We start from the raw sequence: 17,083 nt of genomic DNA on the forward strand, positions 1-17,083 counted from the left end.
GGTCAGAGCGGCTCGACGCCGGGCGGCAGGTCGCCGTCGGCGGTGGCGTCGCGGACGTACTCCAGCAGTATCCGGCGCAGCTCCCGGCCGGCGTGGGTGGGCACCACGTCGCGGCGCCGGGCGACCGCGATGGTCCGCCGGACGCCCGGCGGGGCCAGCCGGGTGACCCGGACGCCGGTCCGGCGGGCCACCACGATCCCGGGCACCAGCGCGATGCCAAGCCCGGCCTCGACGAAGCTCAGCACGGCGTCCATCTCGCCGCCGTCGACCGCGATGGTGGGCTCGAAGCCGGCCTCCCGGCAGGCCTGGATGGTGGCGTCGCGCAGGTCGTAGCCCTCCCGGAACATCACCATCGGCTGGTCGCGCAGGTCGCCGATGCGCAGCTGGCCGGCGTCGGGGGCGACCGGCAGCTCCTCCACCGAGGCGACCACCAGGCTCTCCCGCAGGATCGGGTCCGCGCGCAGCCCGGGATCGGTGCCCTGCGCCGGCATGATGATCAGCGCCAGGTCGAGGTCGCCGCGGAGCAGGTCGCGGACCAGGTCCTGCGAGCCGCTCTCCTCCACCCGCAGGTCGACGGTGGGATGGGCGTCGCGGAACCGGCGCAGCACCGGCGGGGCGAGCGAGGTGGCCAGGCTGGGGGTGGCGCCGAGCCGGACCCGGCCGCGCCGCAGGCCGACCAGCTCCTGCACCTCGCGGGTCGCCGTGTCCACGTCGGCGAGGATCCGCTTGGCCAGCGGAAGCAGCACCTCCCCCGCCGCGGTCAGCGCGATGTTGCCCCTTACCCGTTCGAAGAGGGGGGCGCCGAGGGCGTCCTCCAGGGCGTGAATTTGCTTACTCAAGGAGGGTTGCGTGATGCCCACCAGATCGGCAGCTTGGGTGAAATGTCGGACTTCGGCGACCGCGACGAAGTACTTCAGCTGATGGAGCTGCATCTACATAGCCTATAGCTATCAAGACTGCGAGGTCGATGCATTGGACGACTGATCCATGTGCTCCTAGCGTCGATCGGGTGGTAGTCACGAGAACTCGGTCGCCCATCCGCTCCAACGTCGGCCTCAAGGCCGTCATGGCGGTGACGGGCATCATCCTGGTGCTGTTCCTCATCCTGCACATGCTCGGCAACCTGAAGGTGTTCACGGGGGAGACCTCGTTCGACCACTACGCGCACTGGCTGCGCGACATCGGCAAGCCGATGCTGCCGGGCGTCTGGTTCCTGTGGATCCAGCGCGGCGCGCTGACCGTCGCCGTCGTGGCGCACATCGCCGCCGCCACCGCCCTGGCCCGGCGCTCCCGCGCCGCCCGCCCCGTCCGGTACGCGCACCGCCCGAAGGTCCAGGGCAGCTACGCGGCCCGCACCATGCGCTGGGGCGGGGTGATCATCCTGCTCTTCGTGATCTACCACCTGCTCGACCTGACCACCGGCCACCTGAACCCGGTCGGCGACCCGACGAAGCCGTACGCCAACGTCGTCGCCGACTTCGCGCCGGAGCGCTGGTACGTCACGCTCTTCTACACCCTGGCGATCGTCGCGCTGGGCTTCCACCTGCGGCACGGGGCGTTCAGCGCGTTCCGCAGCCTGGGGCAGCAGACCCCGAAGGGCGAGCGCCGGGCGCGCACCGCCGCGCTGGTCTTCGCCGTCGCGCTCTGCGCCGGCTTCCTGGTGGTCCCGTTCGCCGTACTCACCGGATTGGTGTCCTGACATGGATCTCTACACCGAGGGCGACCCGATCGCCGACACCAAGGCTCCCGAGGGCCCGATCGAGACCCGCTGGGACCGCCGCCGCTTCGAGGCCAAGCTGGTCAACCCGGCCAACCGCCGGAAGATGACCGTGATCGTGGTCGGCACCGGCCTGGCCGGCGGCTCGGCCGCCGCCACGCTCGCCGAGCAGGGCTACCGGGTCAAGTCCTACTGCTACCAGGACAGCCCGCGCCGGGCGCACTCCATCGCCGCGCAGGGCGGCATCAACGCCGCCAAGAACTACCGCAACGACGGCGACTCGGTGCACCGGCTCTTCTACGACACCGTCAAGGGCGGCGACTTCCGGTCCCGGGAGTCGAACGTGCACCGGCTGGCCGAGGTCTCGGTCAACATCATCGACCAGTGCGTCGCCCAGGGCGTCCCGTTCGCCCGCGAGTACGGCGGCCTGCTGGACACCCGCTCCTTCGGCGGCGCGCAGGTGCAGCGCACCTTCTACGCCCGGGGCCAGACGGGTCAGCAGCTGCTGCTCGGCGCGTACCAGGCGCTGGAGCGGCAGATCGGCCTCGGCAACGTCGAGATGAACGCCCGGCACGAGATGCTGGAGCTGATCGTCGTCGACGGCAAGGCCCGGGGCATCGTCGTCCGGGACATGGTCACCGGCGAGATCACCACGGAGTTCGCGGACGCGGTCGTGCTCGCCTCCGGCGGCTACGGCAACGTCTTCTACCTCTCCACCAACGCCAAGGGCTGCAACGTCACCGCCACCTGGCGGGCGCACCGCAAGGGCGCGTACTTCGCCAACCCCTGCTACACGCAGATCCACCCGACCTGCATCCCGGTCTCCGGCGACCACCAGTCGAAGCTGACCCTGATGAGCGAGTCGCTGCGCAACGACGGCCGGGTCTGGGTGCCCAAGGCCAAGGGCGACACCCGCAGCCCGAAGGACATCCCCGAGGACGAGCGGGACTACTACCTGGAGCGGATCTACCCCTCCTTCGGCAACCTGGTCCCCCGGGACATCGCCTCCCGCGCCGCCAAGAACGTGTGCGACGAGGGACGCGGCGTCGGCCAGACGGGGCTCGGCGTCTACCTGGACTTCGCCGACGCGATCAACCGGCTCGGCCGCAAGGCCATCGAGGCCAAGTACGGCAACCTCTTCGAGATGTACGAGCGGATCACCGGCGAGGACCCGTACGAGGTCCCGATGCGGATCTACCCCGCCGTGCACTACACGATGGGCGGCCTCTGGGTCGACTACGACCTCCAGTCGACCATCCCGGGCCTGTTCGTGGTCGGCGAGGCGAACTTCTCCGACCACGGCGCGAACCGGCTCGGCGCCTCGGCGCTGATGCAGGGCCTGGCCGACGGCTACTTCGTGCTGCCGAACACCATCGCCAACTACCTGGCGGCCGGGCCGTTCGACAAGGTCGACGCCAGCCACCCGGCGGCCGTGCAGGCGCGCGCCGACGTCGAGGACCGCATCCAGCGGCTGCTGGCGGTCGACGGCGACCGGACCGTCGACTCGTTCCACCGCGAGCTGGGCCAGATCATGTGGGAGCACTGCGGCATGGAGCGCAGCGCGACCGGGCTGCGCAAGGCGATCGACGAGATCCGCGCCCTGCGCGACCAGTTCTGGCAGCGGGTCCGGGTGCCGGGCAACGGCGAGGGGCTCAACCAGTCGCTGGAGAAGGCCGGCCGGGTGGCCGACTTCTTCGAGCTGGCCGAGCTGATGTGCATCGACGCCCTGCACCGCGAGGAGTCCTGCGGCGGCCACTTCCGGGCCGAGCACCAGACGCCCGACGGCGAGGCGGAACGCGACGACGAGCGGTTCGCGTACGTCGCGGCCTGGGAGTTCACCGCCACCGGCGAGCCCTCGGTGCTGCACAAGGAAGACCTGAAGTTCGAATACGTCCACCCCACGCAGCGGAGCTACAAGTGAACCTGACCCTGCGCATCTGGCGCCAGTCCGGCCCCGAGGACAAGGGTCGGATGGTGACCTACAAGGTCGACGACGTCTCCCCGGACATGTCGTTCCTGGAGATGCTCGACGTGCTCAACGAGCGGCTGATCCTCGCCGGCGAGGAGCCGGTGGCGTTCGACCACGACTGCCGCGAGGGCATCTGCGGCATGTGCGGCCTGATGATCAACGGCAACGCGCACGGGCCGCAGCGCGGCACCACCGCCTGCCAGCTGCACATGCGGCAGTTCTCCGACGGCGACACGATCGACATCGAGCCGTGGCGGGCCCGGGCGTTCCCGGTCATCAAGGACCTGGTGGTCAACCGGGGCGCGTTCGACAAGATCATCGCGGCCGGCGGCTACATCACCGCGCCGACCGGTAGTGCCCCCGAGGCACACTCCACCCCGGTCGCCAAGGCCAACGCCGACGCCGCCTTCGAGGCGGCCGAGTGCATCGGCTGCGGCGCCTGCGTGGCCGCCTGCCCCAACGGCTCCGGCATGCTCTTCACCGCCGCCAAGATCACCCAGCTCTCACTGCTGCCGCAGGGGCAGCCGGAGCGCTACACCCGGGTGATCGGCATGGTCGACGCGCACGACGAGGCCGGCTTCGGCGGCTGCACCAACGCCGGTGAGTGCACCGTGGTCTGCCCGAAGGGCATCCCGCTGAACACGATCGGCCGACTCAACCGCGACTACCTGATGGCCACCTCGAAGCGGGGCGACAACACCCCCGGCGCCTGACCCTTCCGGCAGCACACCGACGACGGGCCGTCGCACCCCTGCGGGTGCGGCGGCCCGCCCGCTTTCGGCACTCGCCCGCCCGGTCACCCCTCGCGGCCGTCCCGTCGGCCCCGCCTCGCGGCCCCGTCCCGTCGGCCCGCTGGTCCGGCGCGGCGATCGCCAAGCCGCCCAGGCCCCTCGCCGACCCTGTCGAGCTGCCGGCGGGCAGCCGGCCGGCGGGTCCGGTTCAAGCCCCGGTTCAAGCCGGCGTGGGCGGGTAGCAGTCCACCGGAGAACGCGAGAGGGGACGTCGGGACATGAAGGCACTGACCTGGCAGGGCAAGCGGGACGTACGGGTCGAGAAGGTGCCGGATCCACGGATCGAGGAGCCGACCGATGCGATCGTCCGGATCACCTCGACCGCCATCTGCGGCTCCGACCTGCACCTCTACGAGGTGCTCGGGCCGTACCTCAAGCCCGGCGACGTCCTCGGGCACGAGCCGATGGGCATCGTCGAGGAGGTCGGCCCGGGGGTGACCCGGCTCAAGCCGGGCGACCGGGTGGTGGTGCCGTTCAACATCTCCTGCGGCACCTGCTGGATGTGCCAGCGGCAGCTCTACGCCCAGTGCGAGACCACGCAGGTGACGTCCGAGGGCAAGGGCGGCGCACTGTTCGGCTACACCTCGCTCTACGGCTCGGTGCCCGGCGGGCAGGCGGAGTACCTGCGGGTGCCGCACGCCCAGTTCGGCCCGATCAAGGTGCCGGAGACCGGGCCCGACGAGCGGTGGCTCTACCTGTCCGACATCCTGCCGACGGCGTGGCAGGCGGTGAAGTACGCGGACACCCCGCGCGGCGGCACCCTCGCCGTCTTCGGGCTCGGCCCGGTCGGCCAGTTCTGCGCGCGCGTCGGCCGGCACCTCGGCGCCGACCGGGTGATCGGGCTGGACCTGGTTCCGGAGCGGCTGGCGATGGCGCGCCGGCACGGCATCGAGGTGCTCGACGTGCGCGAGCTGGACGACGTGCCCGGTGCGCTGATCGACCTGGTGGACGGGCGCGGCCCCGACGCGGTGATCGACGCCGTCGGCATGGAGGCGCACGGCGCTCCCCTCGGCAAGCTCGCCCAGACCGCCGCCGGGCTGTTGCCCGACAAGGTCGGCGTCGACCGGCTCGTCGTGCTCAAGGCGGCGCTCAGGGCGGTCCGGCGCGGTGGCACCGTCTCCGTCTCCGGGGTGTACGGCGGCGAGGTGGACCCGATGCCGCTGATGGAGATGTTCGACCGGGGCATCCAGGTGCGGATGGGCCAGTGCCACGTGCGTCGGTGGACCGACGAGATCATCCCGCTCCTCTCCGACGACGACCCGCTGGGCGTGGCGGACCTGCGTACCCACCGGGTGCCGCTGGCGCGGGCGCCGCAGGCGTACGAGATGTTCCAGAAGAAACAGGACGGCTGCGTCAAGGTCGTACTCGCGCCGTGAGCCGGACGGTGGTCGTCACCGGCGCGACCGGCGGAATCGGCCGGACGAGCGCGTCGTGGGATCACCGGCGTCGATCGTTTCGCCTAGGGTGGTGGGCCGGAGAGCACGGCCGACCACCACGACGGGAGAGACGATTGACCATCCGGGTGAACCGCAGGACCGCGCTGGGACTCGGCACGGTGGCCACCGCCGGGACGGTGCTCGGCGCCGCCGCGCCGGCGTCCGCCGCCCCCGAGGTCACCGAACCGGCTCCGGCCACACCCCGGCAGGCCGCCCGTCGGGTCGCCGCGAGTTACGCGCGGGAGACCGACCGCGCCGGCGGCAACTGGCAGGCGTACGTCAGCGTCGCCGATCCGGCCGGCGAGCCGGCGGTGGCGGTGGCCGACGAGCCGGACCGGCGGATCGAGGCGTACAGCGTCAACAAGATCGCGGTGGCGACGGCGGTGCTGGACAAGGTCGACCGGGGGCTGCTGACGCTCGACCAGCGGGTCGAGGTCACCGCCGCGATCGTGGTGCCCGGCGGGGACGGCATGTTCAGCCTGGACGGCGCCTACCCCAGCTCGGTGACGCTCGGCCACGCGCTGGCCAACCTGTTGACCGTCTCCGACGACACGGCGGTGCGGCTGTGCGGCCTGGTCTGCCCCGCCGCCGAACTCAACCAGATCCTGCGGGACAAGGGCTTCCCGAACACGCAGGTGCAGCCGGTGGCCAACCCGAACCGGTTCTTCCTCGGCACCAGCACCCCCCGGGAGACCCACGACCTGCTGCGCGCCCTGGTCGGCGGCACCCTGCTCTCGCCGGCCGCCACGGCCTTCGTGCTGCGGCTGCTGCGCGCCCCCGTCGCGTACACCGACGGGGTCCGGCGCGTCATGTCCTCGGCCGAGCGGGCCCGGATCGCCACCAAGGCCGGCTGGTTCGCCGACGCCCGGCACGAGGCCGGGGTGATCTTCGACGCGGCCGGTGCGCCCCTGCTGACGTACGCCCTCTTCGCCGACGGGCAGGCCGGCGCCGACGACTACGGCGCCACCCATCCCGCCGTCGAGGCCCGGGCCCGGATGGGCCGGCGTTTCCTCGCCGCGGTCGACCGCCTCACCGGCGCGGGCGCGACCCACCGTCCGGCCGTGCAGCGGCCCAGCAACGGCGGCTGAGCCGCCGCGCGGCGCGGGTGGCCCCGGCGGGGGCCACCCTGACCGCCCGCAGACCCGCCGGAGACCCGGCTACCGTGTACGACGGGACACGGCGGAGGGACGGCGATGGGCGCACCAGCGGAACGCGCGGGACTCGACCAGGCGTTGGGGCGCCAGCTGCGCGGGGCGGCCGGGCTGGCCGCGCTGGCCGGGCTGGCGTGGGTGGCCCGGGACGTGCCGGCGGCGCTCGGCGGCCGGCTCACCGGCGCGCGGGCGGAGCGGGCGGCGCGCTCGCCGCAGTTCCGCGACGGCACCTTCCACAACCCCGGCGGCACCCGCTCGATGGCCGGCGCGCCCGATCGGGGCCTGATCCGTGAGTTGATCTTCGGCAAGCAGAAGCGCCGCCCGAGCGCCCCCGTGCCGCTGCTGCGCCCGGGCGCCGCCCCGGCCACCGACGTCACGCGCGAGCTGAACGTCGTCTGGTACGGCCACGCCTCCGCGCTGATCGAGATCGAGGGCCGCAAGGTGCTGCTCGACCCGGTGTGGAGCGAGCGGTGCTCGCCATCGGCCCGGGTCGGCCCCCGCCGCCTGCACGAGATGCCGGTCCGCCTCGACGAGCTGCCCCCGGTCGACGCGATCCTGATCTCGCACGACCACTACGACCACCTCGACATGGCGACCGTGCGGGCGCTGACCGACCTCCAGTCGGCGCCGTTCCTGGTGCCGCTCGGGGTGGGCGCGCACCTGGACCGCTGGGGCGTCCCGGCGGCGCGGATCGTCGAGCTGGACTGGTCCGAGAGCCACCGGGTGGCCGGGCTGGAGATCACCGCCACCGCCGCCCAACACTTCTCCGGCCGGGGCCTGCGCCGCGACGGCACGCTGTGGGGCTCCTGGGTGGTGGCCGGCGCGCACCGGAAGGTCTTCTACACCGGCGACTCCGGCTACTTCGACGGCTACGCGGCGATCGGCGCGGAGCACGGGCCGTTCGACGTCACGCTGATGCAGATCGGCGCGTACGACCGGGCCTGGCCGAGCATCCACATGTTCCCCGAGGAGGCCGTCGCCGCCCACCTCGACCTGCGCGGCGGGCTGCTCCTCCCCGTGCACTGGGCGACGTTCAACCTCGCCCTGCACGACTGGTCGGAGCCGGTGGACCGGATCTGGGCCGAGGCGAAGGCCCGCGACGTGCGGCTCGCCGTGCCCCGCCCCGGCGAGCGGGTGGTGGTGGACGACCCGCCGGCCGTCGACGGCTGGTGGCAGGCCGTCGCCTGAGCGTCCTCAGAGGACGAACGCGTCGGTCCAGAGCGCGCCGGAGCGGCCCGACAGGGAGTCCAGCATGGCGACCGCCTGGCCGTCGGTGAGCTGGGCGACGAAGTCGACGATCGCCCGGCCGCGGGCCTTGCCGAGCCGGTCCGGCGTACGCGGGTGCAGCTCCGCCTCGGCCAGCTCCACCAGGTCGTGCAGGCGGCGCGGCAGCCGGGACTCCTCCTCGGGGTCGAGCAGCCAGTCCAGCAGTGCCTCCACCAGGGTGCCCAGCAGCCGGGCCTGCCCGCGCTGGTGCAGGGCCAGGTCGGGCCGGGCCAGCACGAACCGGTGGTGGACGAACTTGAGCACCTGCACCTCGTGCCACTGCGCCGGGGCGAGCAGCACGTGGCCGGAGCGGACCGAGGGCTGCTCGACCACCGTGATCGCGTCGACGAAGCGGGTGGTCCAGCGGGCGGAGAAGCGGGCCACGTACTGCTCCGCCTCGATGGAGCCGTCGAAGGGCATCGCCAGCAGCCCCTCCACCAGCTCCTCGCGGACGTGCTCGACGGCGGCGGCGAACGCCTCGTCGTCGGCGATCCAGGCGTCCTTGCGGTGCAGTTGCCGGCGCAGCCGCTCGATCGCCGAGCCGGGCCGGCGGGCCGCGGCGGTCAGGGCCGCGTCGGTGATGGCCCGGAAGTGCCCGCTCTCGCGCTGCCAGGCCATCAGCTCGGCGGAGACCGCGCCCTGCTGGAGCACCCCGACGCGGTAGAAGTCCTCCACGTCGTGGATCGCGTACGCGATGTCGTCCGCCGTGTCCATCACCGACGCCTCGACGGTCTGCTGCCAGTCCGGAATCCGGCCGACGAACGGCTCCCGTGCCTGCCGCAGGTCGTCGACCTCCGTCCGGTACGCGCCGAACTTCGAGGAGCCGCTGCCGGGGTCGTCGGGCGGCGGGGTGGCGCCACGCGGCGGCGGGTCCAGCAGCCGGGGGTGCGGGTCCGGGTGGTCCAGGCGCGTCCACGGGTACTTCAGCATGGCCGCCCGCACCGCCGCCGTGAGGTCCAGGCCGGTGGTCGCCGCGCCGCGGATCTCGGTGCTGGTGACGATCCGGTACGACTGGGCGTTGCCCTCGAAGCCGTCGGTGAGCCCGAGCCGCTGCCGGGCCAGCCGGTCCAGCACCCGCTCCCCCAGGTGCCCGAACGGCGGGTGGCCGAGGTCGTGTGCGAGGGCGGCGGCCTCCACCACGTCCGGGTCGCAGCCGCCGAGCTTCTCCAGCAGGTCGCGGTGCTCGCCGTCGGCCGTGAGCCGCTCGGCGATCGCGCGTGCCACCTGGGCGACCTTGAGGCTGTGGGTCAGCCGGTTGTGCACCAGCAGGCCGGAGCCACCGGGGCTGACCACCTGGGTCACACCGTTCAGCCGGGCGAAGAACGGCGAGGCCACGATCCGGTCCCGGTCGGCCCGGAACGGGCTGGCGGCGAGGTCGCCGAGGGCCCGGGCGCTGCCGCCGAAGAGCCGCCGGGCCCGCGGGTCCGCGGGAGGTTCCATGATCGCCACGCTAGCGCAGCGTGGGCCGGAACGGCGCACGCCCGCCGGTTCGGTAGCCGGCGGCGCACCGGCCGCGGCGTCGCGGGCGAGGCGGGTGTAAGGAAGGGCCCCTTCCTCTACCCCAGGCGATAACAAGGTGCCCTTCCTTACACCCGACGCGCCGGGGCGGGGGCGGCGACGGCAGTCGGTGGAGGCCGGCAGAATACTCAGCGGAACCCACACCGAAGGCGGATCGAGATCGTGACCCTCTCTGTTCATCAGCGGATCGCCGAGGAGCTCGGCGTCGCCGAGCGTCAGGTACGGGCGGCCGTGGAGCTGCTCGACGGCGGCGCCACCGTGCCGTTCATCGCCCGCTACCGCAAGGAGGCCACCGGCCTGCTCGACGACACCCAGCTGCGCACCCTGGAGGAGCGGCTGCGCTACCTGCGCGAGCTGGACGAGCGGCGCGCGGCGGTGCTGGAGTCGATCCGCGGCCAGGGCAAGCTCGACGAGGCCCTGGAAGCGCAGATCATGGCGGCCGACTCGAAGTCCCGCCTGGAGGACATCTACCTGCCCTACAAGCCCAAGCGGCGGACCCGGGCGCAGATCGCCCGCGAGGCGGGGCTGGAGCCGCTCGCCGAGTCGCTGCTGGCCGACCCGTCCCGGGACCCCCGCGAGGCCGCTGCCGGCTACGTCGACGCCGACAGGGGGGTCGCGGACCCCGCCGCCGCCCTGGAGGGCGCCCGGGCCATCCTCATCGAGCGGTTCGCCGAGGACGCCGACCTGATCGGTACGCTGCGCGAGCAGATGTGGTCGCGGGGCCGGCTCGTCTCGCGGGTACGCGACGGGCAGGAGTCGGCCGGCGCGAAGTTCGCCGACTACTTCGACTTCGCCGAGCCGTACCCGAAGCTGCCCTCGCACCGGATCCTCGCCATGTTCCGGGGCGAGAAGGAGGGCGTGCTCGACCTGACCATGGAGCCCGAGGAGGGCGGCGAGGCCGACGCGGCGCCCACCGGGCCGAGCCGCTACGAGGCGGCGATCGCCGGCCGGTTCGGCGTCACCGACAAGGGCCGGCCGGCCGACCGGTGGCTGGCCGACACGGTGCGCTGGGCCTGGCGCACCCGGATCCTCATCCACCTCGGCGCCGACCTGCGGATGCGGCTGTGGCAGGCGGCCGAGGAGGAGGCGGTGCGCGTCTTCGCCACCAACCTGCGCGACCTGCTGCTCGCGGCGCCCGCCGGCACCCGGCCCACGATGGGGCTGGACCCGGGCCTGCGCACCGGCGTGAAGGTCGCCGTGGTGGACGCCACCGGCAAGGTGGTCGCCACCGACACGATCTACCCGCACGAGCCGCGCCGCCAGTGGGACGCCTCGATCGAGACCCTGGCCCGGCTCGCCGGCGCGCACGGCGTCGAGCTGGTCGCCATCGGCAACGGCACCGCGAGCCGGGAGACGGACAAGCTGGCCGGGGAGCTGATCAAGCGGCACCCGCAGCTCAACCTGACCAAGGTGGTGGTCTCCGAGGCAGGGGCGTCGGTCTACTCCGCGTCCGCGTACGCCGCCCAGGAGCTGCCCGGGCTGGACGTCTCGCTGCGTGGCGCGGTCTCCATCGCGCGCCGCCTGCAGGACCCGCTCGCCGAGCTGGTCAAGATCGACCCGCGGTCGATCGGCGTCGGCCAGTACCAGCACGACCTGTCCGAGGTGAAGCTCTCCCGGTCGCTGGACGCGGTGGTCGAGGACTGCGTCAACGCGGTCGGGGTCGACGTCAACACCGCCTCCGCGCCGCTGCTGACCCGGGTGTCGGGGATCGGCGCCGGGCTGGCGGAGAACATCGTGCTGCACCGCGACGCCAACGGGCCGTTCCGCACCCGGGCCGAGCTGAAGAAGGTCCCCCGGCTCGGGCCGAAGGCGTTCGAACAGTGCGCGGGCTTCCTGCGCATCCCGGGCGGCGACGACCCGCTGGACTCGTCCAGCGTGCACCCGGAGGCGTACCCGGTGGTGCGCCGGATCCTGGCCAGCACCGGGCAGGACGTGCGCTCCCTGATCGGCAGGAGCACCATCCTGCGCGGGCTGCGGGCCACCGACTTCGTCGACGACACCTTCGGCCTGCCCACCGTCACGGACATCCTCGCCGAGCTGGAGAAGCCGGGCCGCGACCCCCGGCCGGAGTTCCGCACCGCCACGTTCGTGGAGGGCGTGGAGAAGATCAGCGACCTGACGCCGGGGATGGTGCTGGAGGGCGTGGTCACCAACGTGGCCGCGTTCGGCGCGTTCGTGGACGTCGGGGTCCACCAGGACGGCCTCGTGCACGTCTCGGCCATGTCCCGGACGTTCGTGAAGGACCCGCGCGAGGTGGTCAAGTCCGGCGACGTGGTCCGGGTCAAGGTGCTCGACGTCGACGTGCCCCGCAAGCGGATCTCGCTCACCCTGCGGCTCGAGGACGACGCGGAGGCCGGCGCCGGGCGCGGCGGTCCGGAGGGTGGCCGCCGCGAGCGCGGCGGGCAGGGCGGGCCGCGCGGCGACCGGGGCAGCCGGGGCGGCGGTCACGGCGGCGGGCAGGGCGGCCGGGACCGCGGCGGGCAGGGCGGCCGGGACGGCGGCGGGCAGGGCGGGCGCGGCGGATCGCCGCAGCGGCAGGGCGGCCGGGGCGGCGCCGCGCCGGCAGCGGCCAACAGCGCCATGGCCGACGCGCTGCGCCGGGCCGGCCTGGCCTGAGGACACCCCGCCGGGCGGGCGCGAACGCGCACCGCCCGGCGGGCCCGCGGCCGGCGGGTGCAGCCGGTGGCGACCGCTGCCCGAGATCAGCGGACGGCCGGGGTCCGGCGCCGGAAACAGAGCCGGCAGGAACCCGGGCGACGGGCCGGCACCAGAACGGCGTCGAGCCGCCCCGCACCACGACTCGGCGGCGGGCGCCACGGGTAGCGGGGCGGGCGGCGCGGGTAGCGGGGCGGGCGGCGCGGGTAGCGGGGCGGGCGGCGCGGGTAGCGGAGCGGGCGGCGCGGGTAGCGGAGCGGGCGGCGCGGGTAGCGGAGCGGGCGGCGCGGGTAGCGGAGCGGGCGGCGCGGGAGCCACAGGTACCGGGGGCGGGCGGCGCGGCGTACCGTCGCGGTCGTGGACGAGGGTGACGGCCTGGAGTGGCGGGAGCAGCAGCGACGGGCGGTGCGGGCGCACGCGGCGGCCGACGAGCGGCGCCGGGCGGCCGAGCAGGCGGAGGCGGCGGAGCTCGTGGCCTGGTTCGTCGCCGAGGCGATCCGGCGCGGGCTGCCCACGGAACGGCTCACGGCCCGGGCCTACGACGGTCGCGGCCGCTACCGGACGCGGCTGCGCGGCTGGTACGTCGACCGGGCCCGGACCCGGGCGGTCGACGTGGACGGGCGCTTCCACCTGCTGACCGTGTCGGGCAGCCTGCGCGCCCGACTGCTCGGGGCCGAGCCGCAGCCCAGCCCGCCGCCGCTGATCGTCGGCGCGGGTGGCCGGGACGGCGAGTCCATCCCGCTGCGAACGCTGCTCACCCGCCGGCTGGACGGCGGTGACGAGGGGCCCTGACGGGGGGTCAGCGACGGGCCCGGCCGGGCCCGTGCCCGGGGCCGCGCCGGGCCAGGTACCACCACCACGACTGCTGCACCACCAGCGTGACCAGGCCGGCGAGCACGATCGCGCAGAGGTTGATCACCAACTGGAGGGCCGAGCCGGCCGCCTCGGGCCAGACGCCGTACGCGGCGGCGACAGCCACGTTCGCGGCGGCCGGCACCGTGGTCACCGAGATCAGCACCCCGACCAGGCTGCCGGACTTCTTCGAGGTCAGCGAGAGCATGCCGGCCACACCGGCGAGCAGGCCGACCACCCAGGAGAGCGCGTCCGGCCGCCAGATGAAGTCCGTGAGCGGGCGATCGGCCAACAGCATCCCGCGGTCGACCAGACCGGCGGCGGTCAGCGCCCAGGTGCTGAGCACGGTGACCACCATGGCGACGAGGAAACCGACCACCAGCGCCTGCACCGACCGGGCGATGGTCGGTGGCCTGCGGCGCAGCAGCGCCACGCAGAGCGCGGCCAGGGGGCCGAACTCGGGGCCGACGACCATCGCGCCGACGATGAGGATCGGCTGGTCGAGCAGGACGCCGATGCCGGCGAGCATGGTGGCGACGGTGATCAGCACGAGGTAGGTGGCGGACAGTTCCGTCTGCTCGCCGGTCTTGGCGGCGATCTCGTCCCAGACCACCGCGTCCGCGCCGCTGCCGGGCGCCGTCCGGGCCGCCCGATCCGCCGCCGCGGAGATGGCCAGCTCCACGTCGTCGGCCGCGATGGCCCCGCGTGCCTCCACGCCGAGCTGCCGCAGGTCGCGCAGCACGCCGTCGGCGCTCTCCCGGACCACGTCGCAGAGGATGAGGTCGCCCTCGGGCTGGCGGGCGGCGCCGGCGAGCACGGCGAGATGGGTCACCCCGGGGTCGGCGGCCAGCAGCTCGGCCACCGCGGCGGACTGGTCCGGTGGAGCGATCACCCTCAGGTGCAGCACGGCCCTCCCCCTCGCCCTGTCGACGGTCGAGCACTCTACTGCCGGTCGGGCCGGATGGAAGGTCACGTCTTGGTAGCCGGCCGAGTCCTGACGGACGGTTGGGCGGTTGACCTGTCGGGATCAGGACCTGGTGTCGCGATTCCGCCCTCTTGACGCTTTCATGCCTGATACAACCTGTCTGTTCCATGATGACTCGATTGGCTGGGAGGTCGACACCGTGCATGGTTCCGTGAACGCGCCGGGGGATCTGGCGGAGCGGGCCCGACCGGAGGGCCTCAAGCGGGCCATCGACCTGGCGGCAGCCGTGGTGCTGCTGGTGCTGACCGCGCCGCTCGTCCTCGTGGTGGCGGCGCTGGTGGCCGCGGGGCTCGGCCGGCCGGTGCTGTTCCGGCAGCCGCGCGCCGGCCGGCACGGCCAGGTGTTCGAGCTGGTCAAGTTCCGCACCATGCTCCCGCCCGATCCGCGGCGGGGACGGGTACGCGACGGAGACCGGCTGACGCCGCTGGGACGGTTCCTGCGCTCCACCAGCCTGGACGAGCTGCCGACGCTGTGGAACGTGCTGCGCGGCGACATGAGCCTGGTCGGCCCCCGTCCCCTGCTCACCCAGTACCTGCCGCGCTACTCCCCCACCCAGGCCCGCCGGCACGAGGTCAGGCCGGGCGTCACCGGACTGGCCCAGATACGGGGACGCAACAGCCTGGGCTGGGAGGAGAAGCTGGATCTTGACGTCTGGTACGTCGACCATCGCAGCCTGCGGCTGGACCTGTCGATCCTCGCCGCGACCGTCCGCACCGTGCTGCGCCGCGAGGGGATCTCCGCGGCGGGCTCGGCCACCGCGCCCGAGTTCCTCGGCACGCCCTCGCCCGTTCCCGCCGTGCCGGTCCGGGAGGCCAACCTGACCGTTCCCGCCGGAGGTGGCCGATGAGCCGGACCATCCACCTGTCCCCGCCCGACGTCGGGCCGCTGGAGGAGTCGTACGTCGTCGCGGCCCTGCGGTCCGGCTGGGTCGCGCCCGTCGGGCCGGACCTCGACGCGTTCGAGTGCGAGGTCGCCGCGCGGGTGGGCACCCGCGGGGCCGTGGCCGTGAGTTCCGGCACGGCCGCGCTGCACCTGGCGCTGCTCGGGGTGGGAGTCGGGCCCGGGGATGCCGTCATCGTGCCGACGCTGACGTTCGTGGCGACCGCGAACGCGGTCCGGTACGCCGGCGCACGACCGGTCTTCGTCGACTGCGACCCGCACACCGGCAACGTCGACGTCACCCTCGTCGCCGAGCTGATCCGAAACCTGACCTTCCGGGGCCAGCGTGTCGGGGCGGTCGTTCCGGTGGACCTCTTCGGCAGTTGCGTCGACTACACCGCGCTGCTGCCGGTCTGCGACGCGGCGGGCGCCCCGATCGTCGAGGACGCCGCCGAGGCCCTCGGCGCCACCCATCGCGGCCGGCCCGCCGGCTCCTTCGGCCGGGCGGGCATCCTCTCCTTCAACGGCAACAAGATCATGACCACGTCGGGCGGCGGCATGCTCGTCTCCGACGACACGGCCCTGCTGGCCCGGGCCCGTCACCTCGCCACCCAGGCCCGCGAACCGACGCCGCACTACGAGCACCGCGAGACGGGCTACAACTACCGGCTGAGCAACCTGCTCGCCGCGCTCGGCCGCGCCCAACTCGTCCGGCTGGACGGGATGATCGCCCGGCGCCGGCAGCTCCGCGACCGGTACGCCAAGCTCTTCGCCCCGGTCCCCGGCGTACGCCTGGTCGGCGTGGAGGACGCGGGCTCCAACTGCTGGCTGACGACGATCGTGGTCGATCCGGAGCGGTCCGGGTGGCGGGCCGCCGACCTGGCGGCCCACCTGGCCCTGCGGGACATCGAGACCCGACCGGTCTGGAAACCGATGCACCTGCAACCGGCGTACGCCGACGCCGAGCGTCTCGTTACCGGCGCGGCGGAGCGGTTGTTCGCCGACGGGCTGGCCCTGCCGAGCGGCAGTGTCCTGGACGAGGCGCAGATCGGCCGCGTCCTCGCCGCCGTGGACGAGTTCCTGACGGTGCGGGCGGGGGCGTCGACGGCGTGACGACTCCCCTGGTGGTCGTCGGCTGCGGTGGCCACGGCCGGGAGGTCCTGACGATCGCCCGGGCCACGGACGCCGCAGCCGGCCGGCGGCGCTGGCACCTCCTCGGGTTCGTCGACGACCGCCCGTCCGAGGAGAACCTGAAGCGGGTGCAGCGGCTCGACGTCCCCTACCTCGGCGGAGTCGCCTGGCTGCGCGACGCACCCCCGGAAACGCACCACGTCATCGGCATCGGCGACCCGCGCGTCCGGCGGGCCGTGGCGGGGCGCGTCGACGCGTACGGCGTGCCGGCGGCGAGCCTCGTGCACCCGGCGGCGACGATCGGGCCGGACACCGTGCACGGTCCCGGTTTCGTCGCCTTCGCCGGGGCCCGCGTCACCACGAACGTCACCGTCGGCCGGCACGTGCACCTCAACCAGAACGCCACCGTCGGCCACGACTGCACCCTCGCCGACTTCGTGTCGGTCAACCCACTCGCCGCCGTCTCCGGCGACTGCCACCTGGCGGAGGGGGTGCTCGTCGGCACGACCGCAGCCGTTTTGCAGGGCCTGCGGGTGGGCCGGCACAGCACCGTCGGAGCTGGCGCCTGCGTCGTCCGGGACGTGCCGGACGGCGTGGTCGTCAAGGGCGTACCCGCCCGTTGAACCGACACGGTCTCGACCCCTCGGGCAAAATTCGGTCACTAAGCCTGAAAACTCTCAAACATCGCTTTCGGGCATGTATCAAGTAAATGAGCCCAAAGCTCTTTCCGCCC

General features: G+C 73.7%; 14 protein-coding genes. 11 read left to right on the top strand and 3 right to left on the bottom strand.

What is annotated here, in order from left to right:
* Nucleotides 1–2: 2 nt before the first annotated feature.
* Nucleotides 3–932: a LysR family transcriptional regulator gene (locus ACZ6Q9_RS17685; RefSeq protein WP_393267451.1), complete on the bottom strand. Its 930-nt coding sequence runs from the start codon at nucleotides 930–932 to the stop codon at nucleotides 3–5.
* A gap of 35 nt (nucleotides 933–967) precedes the next feature.
* Between ACZ6Q9_RS17685 and ACZ6Q9_RS17690 the strand changes: the two genes are divergently transcribed.
* The 6 genes from ACZ6Q9_RS17690 (at nucleotide 968) to ACZ6Q9_RS17715 (ending at nucleotide 8,252) form a co-directional block, all read left to right on the top strand.
* Nucleotides 968–1,699, top strand: a complete 732-nt coding sequence (locus ACZ6Q9_RS17690; protein ID WP_393267453.1) for a succinate dehydrogenase cytochrome b subunit — start codon at nucleotides 968–970, stop codon at nucleotides 1,697–1,699.
* 1 nt (nucleotide 1,700) lies between these two features.
* Nucleotides 1,701–3,638: a fumarate reductase/succinate dehydrogenase flavoprotein subunit gene (locus ACZ6Q9_RS17695; protein WP_357697572.1), complete on the top strand. Its 1,938-nt coding sequence runs from the start codon at nucleotides 1,701–1,703 to the stop codon at nucleotides 3,636–3,638.
* A complete protein-coding gene (locus ACZ6Q9_RS17700; protein ID WP_350706426.1) occupies nucleotides 3,635–4,399 on the top strand; it encodes a succinate dehydrogenase/fumarate reductase iron-sulfur subunit in 765 nt (254 codons plus the stop codon). Before ACZ6Q9_RS17695 ends, ACZ6Q9_RS17700 begins: the two co-directional genes overlap by 4 nt.
* A 296-nt stretch (nucleotides 4,400–4,695) precedes the next feature.
* Nucleotides 4,696–5,853 (top strand): zinc-dependent alcohol dehydrogenase, encoded by a 1,158-nt coding sequence (locus ACZ6Q9_RS17705; RefSeq protein ID WP_396830183.1) that lies wholly within the window; start codon nucleotides 4,696–4,698, stop codon nucleotides 5,851–5,853.
* 134 nt (nucleotides 5,854–5,987) lie between these two features.
* On the top strand, nucleotides 5,988–7,001 hold the full coding sequence (locus ACZ6Q9_RS17710) for a serine hydrolase (RefSeq protein WP_393267460.1): 1,014 nt from the start codon (nucleotides 5,988–5,990) through the stop codon (nucleotides 6,999–7,001).
* A gap of 105 nt (nucleotides 7,002–7,106) precedes the next feature.
* Entirely contained in the window at nucleotides 7,107–8,252 is a 1,146-nt protein-coding gene (locus tag ACZ6Q9_RS17715; RefSeq protein WP_393452510.1) for an MBL fold metallo-hydrolase, read from the top strand.
* Between the two features lie 6 nt (nucleotides 8,253–8,258).
* On the opposite strand, the gene ACZ6Q9_RS17720 is transcribed toward ACZ6Q9_RS17715, so the two are convergent.
* Nucleotides 8,259–9,770, bottom strand: a complete 1,512-nt coding sequence (locus ACZ6Q9_RS17720) for a deoxyguanosinetriphosphate triphosphohydrolase family protein (protein WP_350706438.1) — start codon at nucleotides 9,768–9,770, stop codon at nucleotides 8,259–8,261.
* Between the two features lie 240 nt (nucleotides 9,771–10,010).
* Between ACZ6Q9_RS17720 and ACZ6Q9_RS17725 the strand changes: the two genes are divergently transcribed.
* Together ACZ6Q9_RS17725 and ACZ6Q9_RS17730 are read left to right on the top strand one after the other, a co-directional pair.
* Nucleotides 10,011–12,464 (top strand): Tex family protein, encoded by a 2,454-nt coding sequence (locus ACZ6Q9_RS17725; RefSeq protein WP_393267468.1) that lies wholly within the window; start codon nucleotides 10,011–10,013, stop codon nucleotides 12,462–12,464.
* 396 nt (nucleotides 12,465–12,860) lie between these two features.
* Nucleotides 12,861–13,295 carry a hypothetical protein gene (locus ACZ6Q9_RS17730; RefSeq protein WP_393452507.1) on the top strand — a complete coding sequence of 145 codons (435 nt, stop codon included), beginning with the start codon at nucleotides 12,861–12,863 and terminating at the stop codon, nucleotides 13,293–13,295.
* Nucleotides 13,296–13,302: 7 nt separating this feature from the next.
* On the opposite strand, the gene ACZ6Q9_RS17735 is transcribed toward ACZ6Q9_RS17730, so the two are convergent.
* Nucleotides 13,303–14,262 carry a DUF389 domain-containing protein gene (locus ACZ6Q9_RS17735; protein ID WP_396830184.1) on the bottom strand — a complete coding sequence of 320 codons (960 nt, stop codon included), beginning with the start codon at nucleotides 14,260–14,262 and terminating at the stop codon, nucleotides 13,303–13,305.
* A gap of 217 nt (nucleotides 14,263–14,479) precedes the next feature.
* Between ACZ6Q9_RS17735 and ACZ6Q9_RS17740 the strand changes: the two genes are divergently transcribed.
* From ACZ6Q9_RS17740 to ACZ6Q9_RS17750, 3 genes are read left to right on the top strand one after another with little or no spacing between them, the layout of a single operon-like run.
* Nucleotides 14,480–15,187, top strand: a complete 708-nt coding sequence (locus ACZ6Q9_RS17740) for a sugar transferase (protein WP_396830185.1) — start codon at nucleotides 14,480–14,482, stop codon at nucleotides 15,185–15,187.
* Nucleotides 15,184–16,332 (top strand): DegT/DnrJ/EryC1/StrS family aminotransferase, encoded by a 1,149-nt coding sequence (locus ACZ6Q9_RS17745; protein ID WP_396830186.1) that lies wholly within the window; start codon nucleotides 15,184–15,186, stop codon nucleotides 16,330–16,332. Before ACZ6Q9_RS17740 ends, ACZ6Q9_RS17745 begins: the two co-directional genes overlap by 4 nt.
* Nucleotides 16,329–16,973 (top strand): acetyltransferase, encoded by a 645-nt coding sequence (locus tag ACZ6Q9_RS17750; protein WP_393267484.1) that lies wholly within the window; start codon nucleotides 16,329–16,331, stop codon nucleotides 16,971–16,973. Before ACZ6Q9_RS17745 ends, ACZ6Q9_RS17750 begins: the two co-directional genes overlap by 4 nt.
* Nucleotides 16,974–17,083: the final 110 nt, after the last annotated feature.

This window comes from Micromonospora sp. NPDC049139, from assembly GCF_055586845.1.

Bases quoted from the DNA above. Each gene is read 5' to 3' on its own strand.
- ACZ6Q9_RS17715 (WP_393452510.1), top strand. From the start codon at position 7,107: ATGGGCGCACCAGCGGAACGCGCGGGACTCGACCAGGCGTTGGGGCGC.
- ACZ6Q9_RS17745 (WP_396830186.1), top strand. From the start codon at position 15,184: ATGAGCCGGACCATCCACCTGTCCCCGCCCGACGTCGGGCCGCTGGAG.
- ACZ6Q9_RS17685 (WP_393267451.1), bottom strand. From the start codon at position 932: ATGCAGCTCCATCAGCTGAAGTACTTCGTCGCGGTCGCCGAAGTCCGA.
- ACZ6Q9_RS17720 (WP_350706438.1), bottom strand. From the start codon at position 9,770: ATGGAACCTCCCGCGGACCCGCGGGCCCGGCGGCTCTTCGGCGGCAGC.
- ACZ6Q9_RS17690 (WP_393267453.1), top strand. From the start codon at position 968: ATGCATTGGACGACTGATCCATGTGCTCCTAGCGTCGATCGGGTGGTA.
- ACZ6Q9_RS17705 (WP_396830183.1), top strand. From the start codon at position 4,696: ATGAAGGCACTGACCTGGCAGGGCAAGCGGGACGTACGGGTCGAGAAG.
- ACZ6Q9_RS17695 (WP_357697572.1), top strand. From the start codon at position 1,701: ATGGATCTCTACACCGAGGGCGACCCGATCGCCGACACCAAGGCTCCC.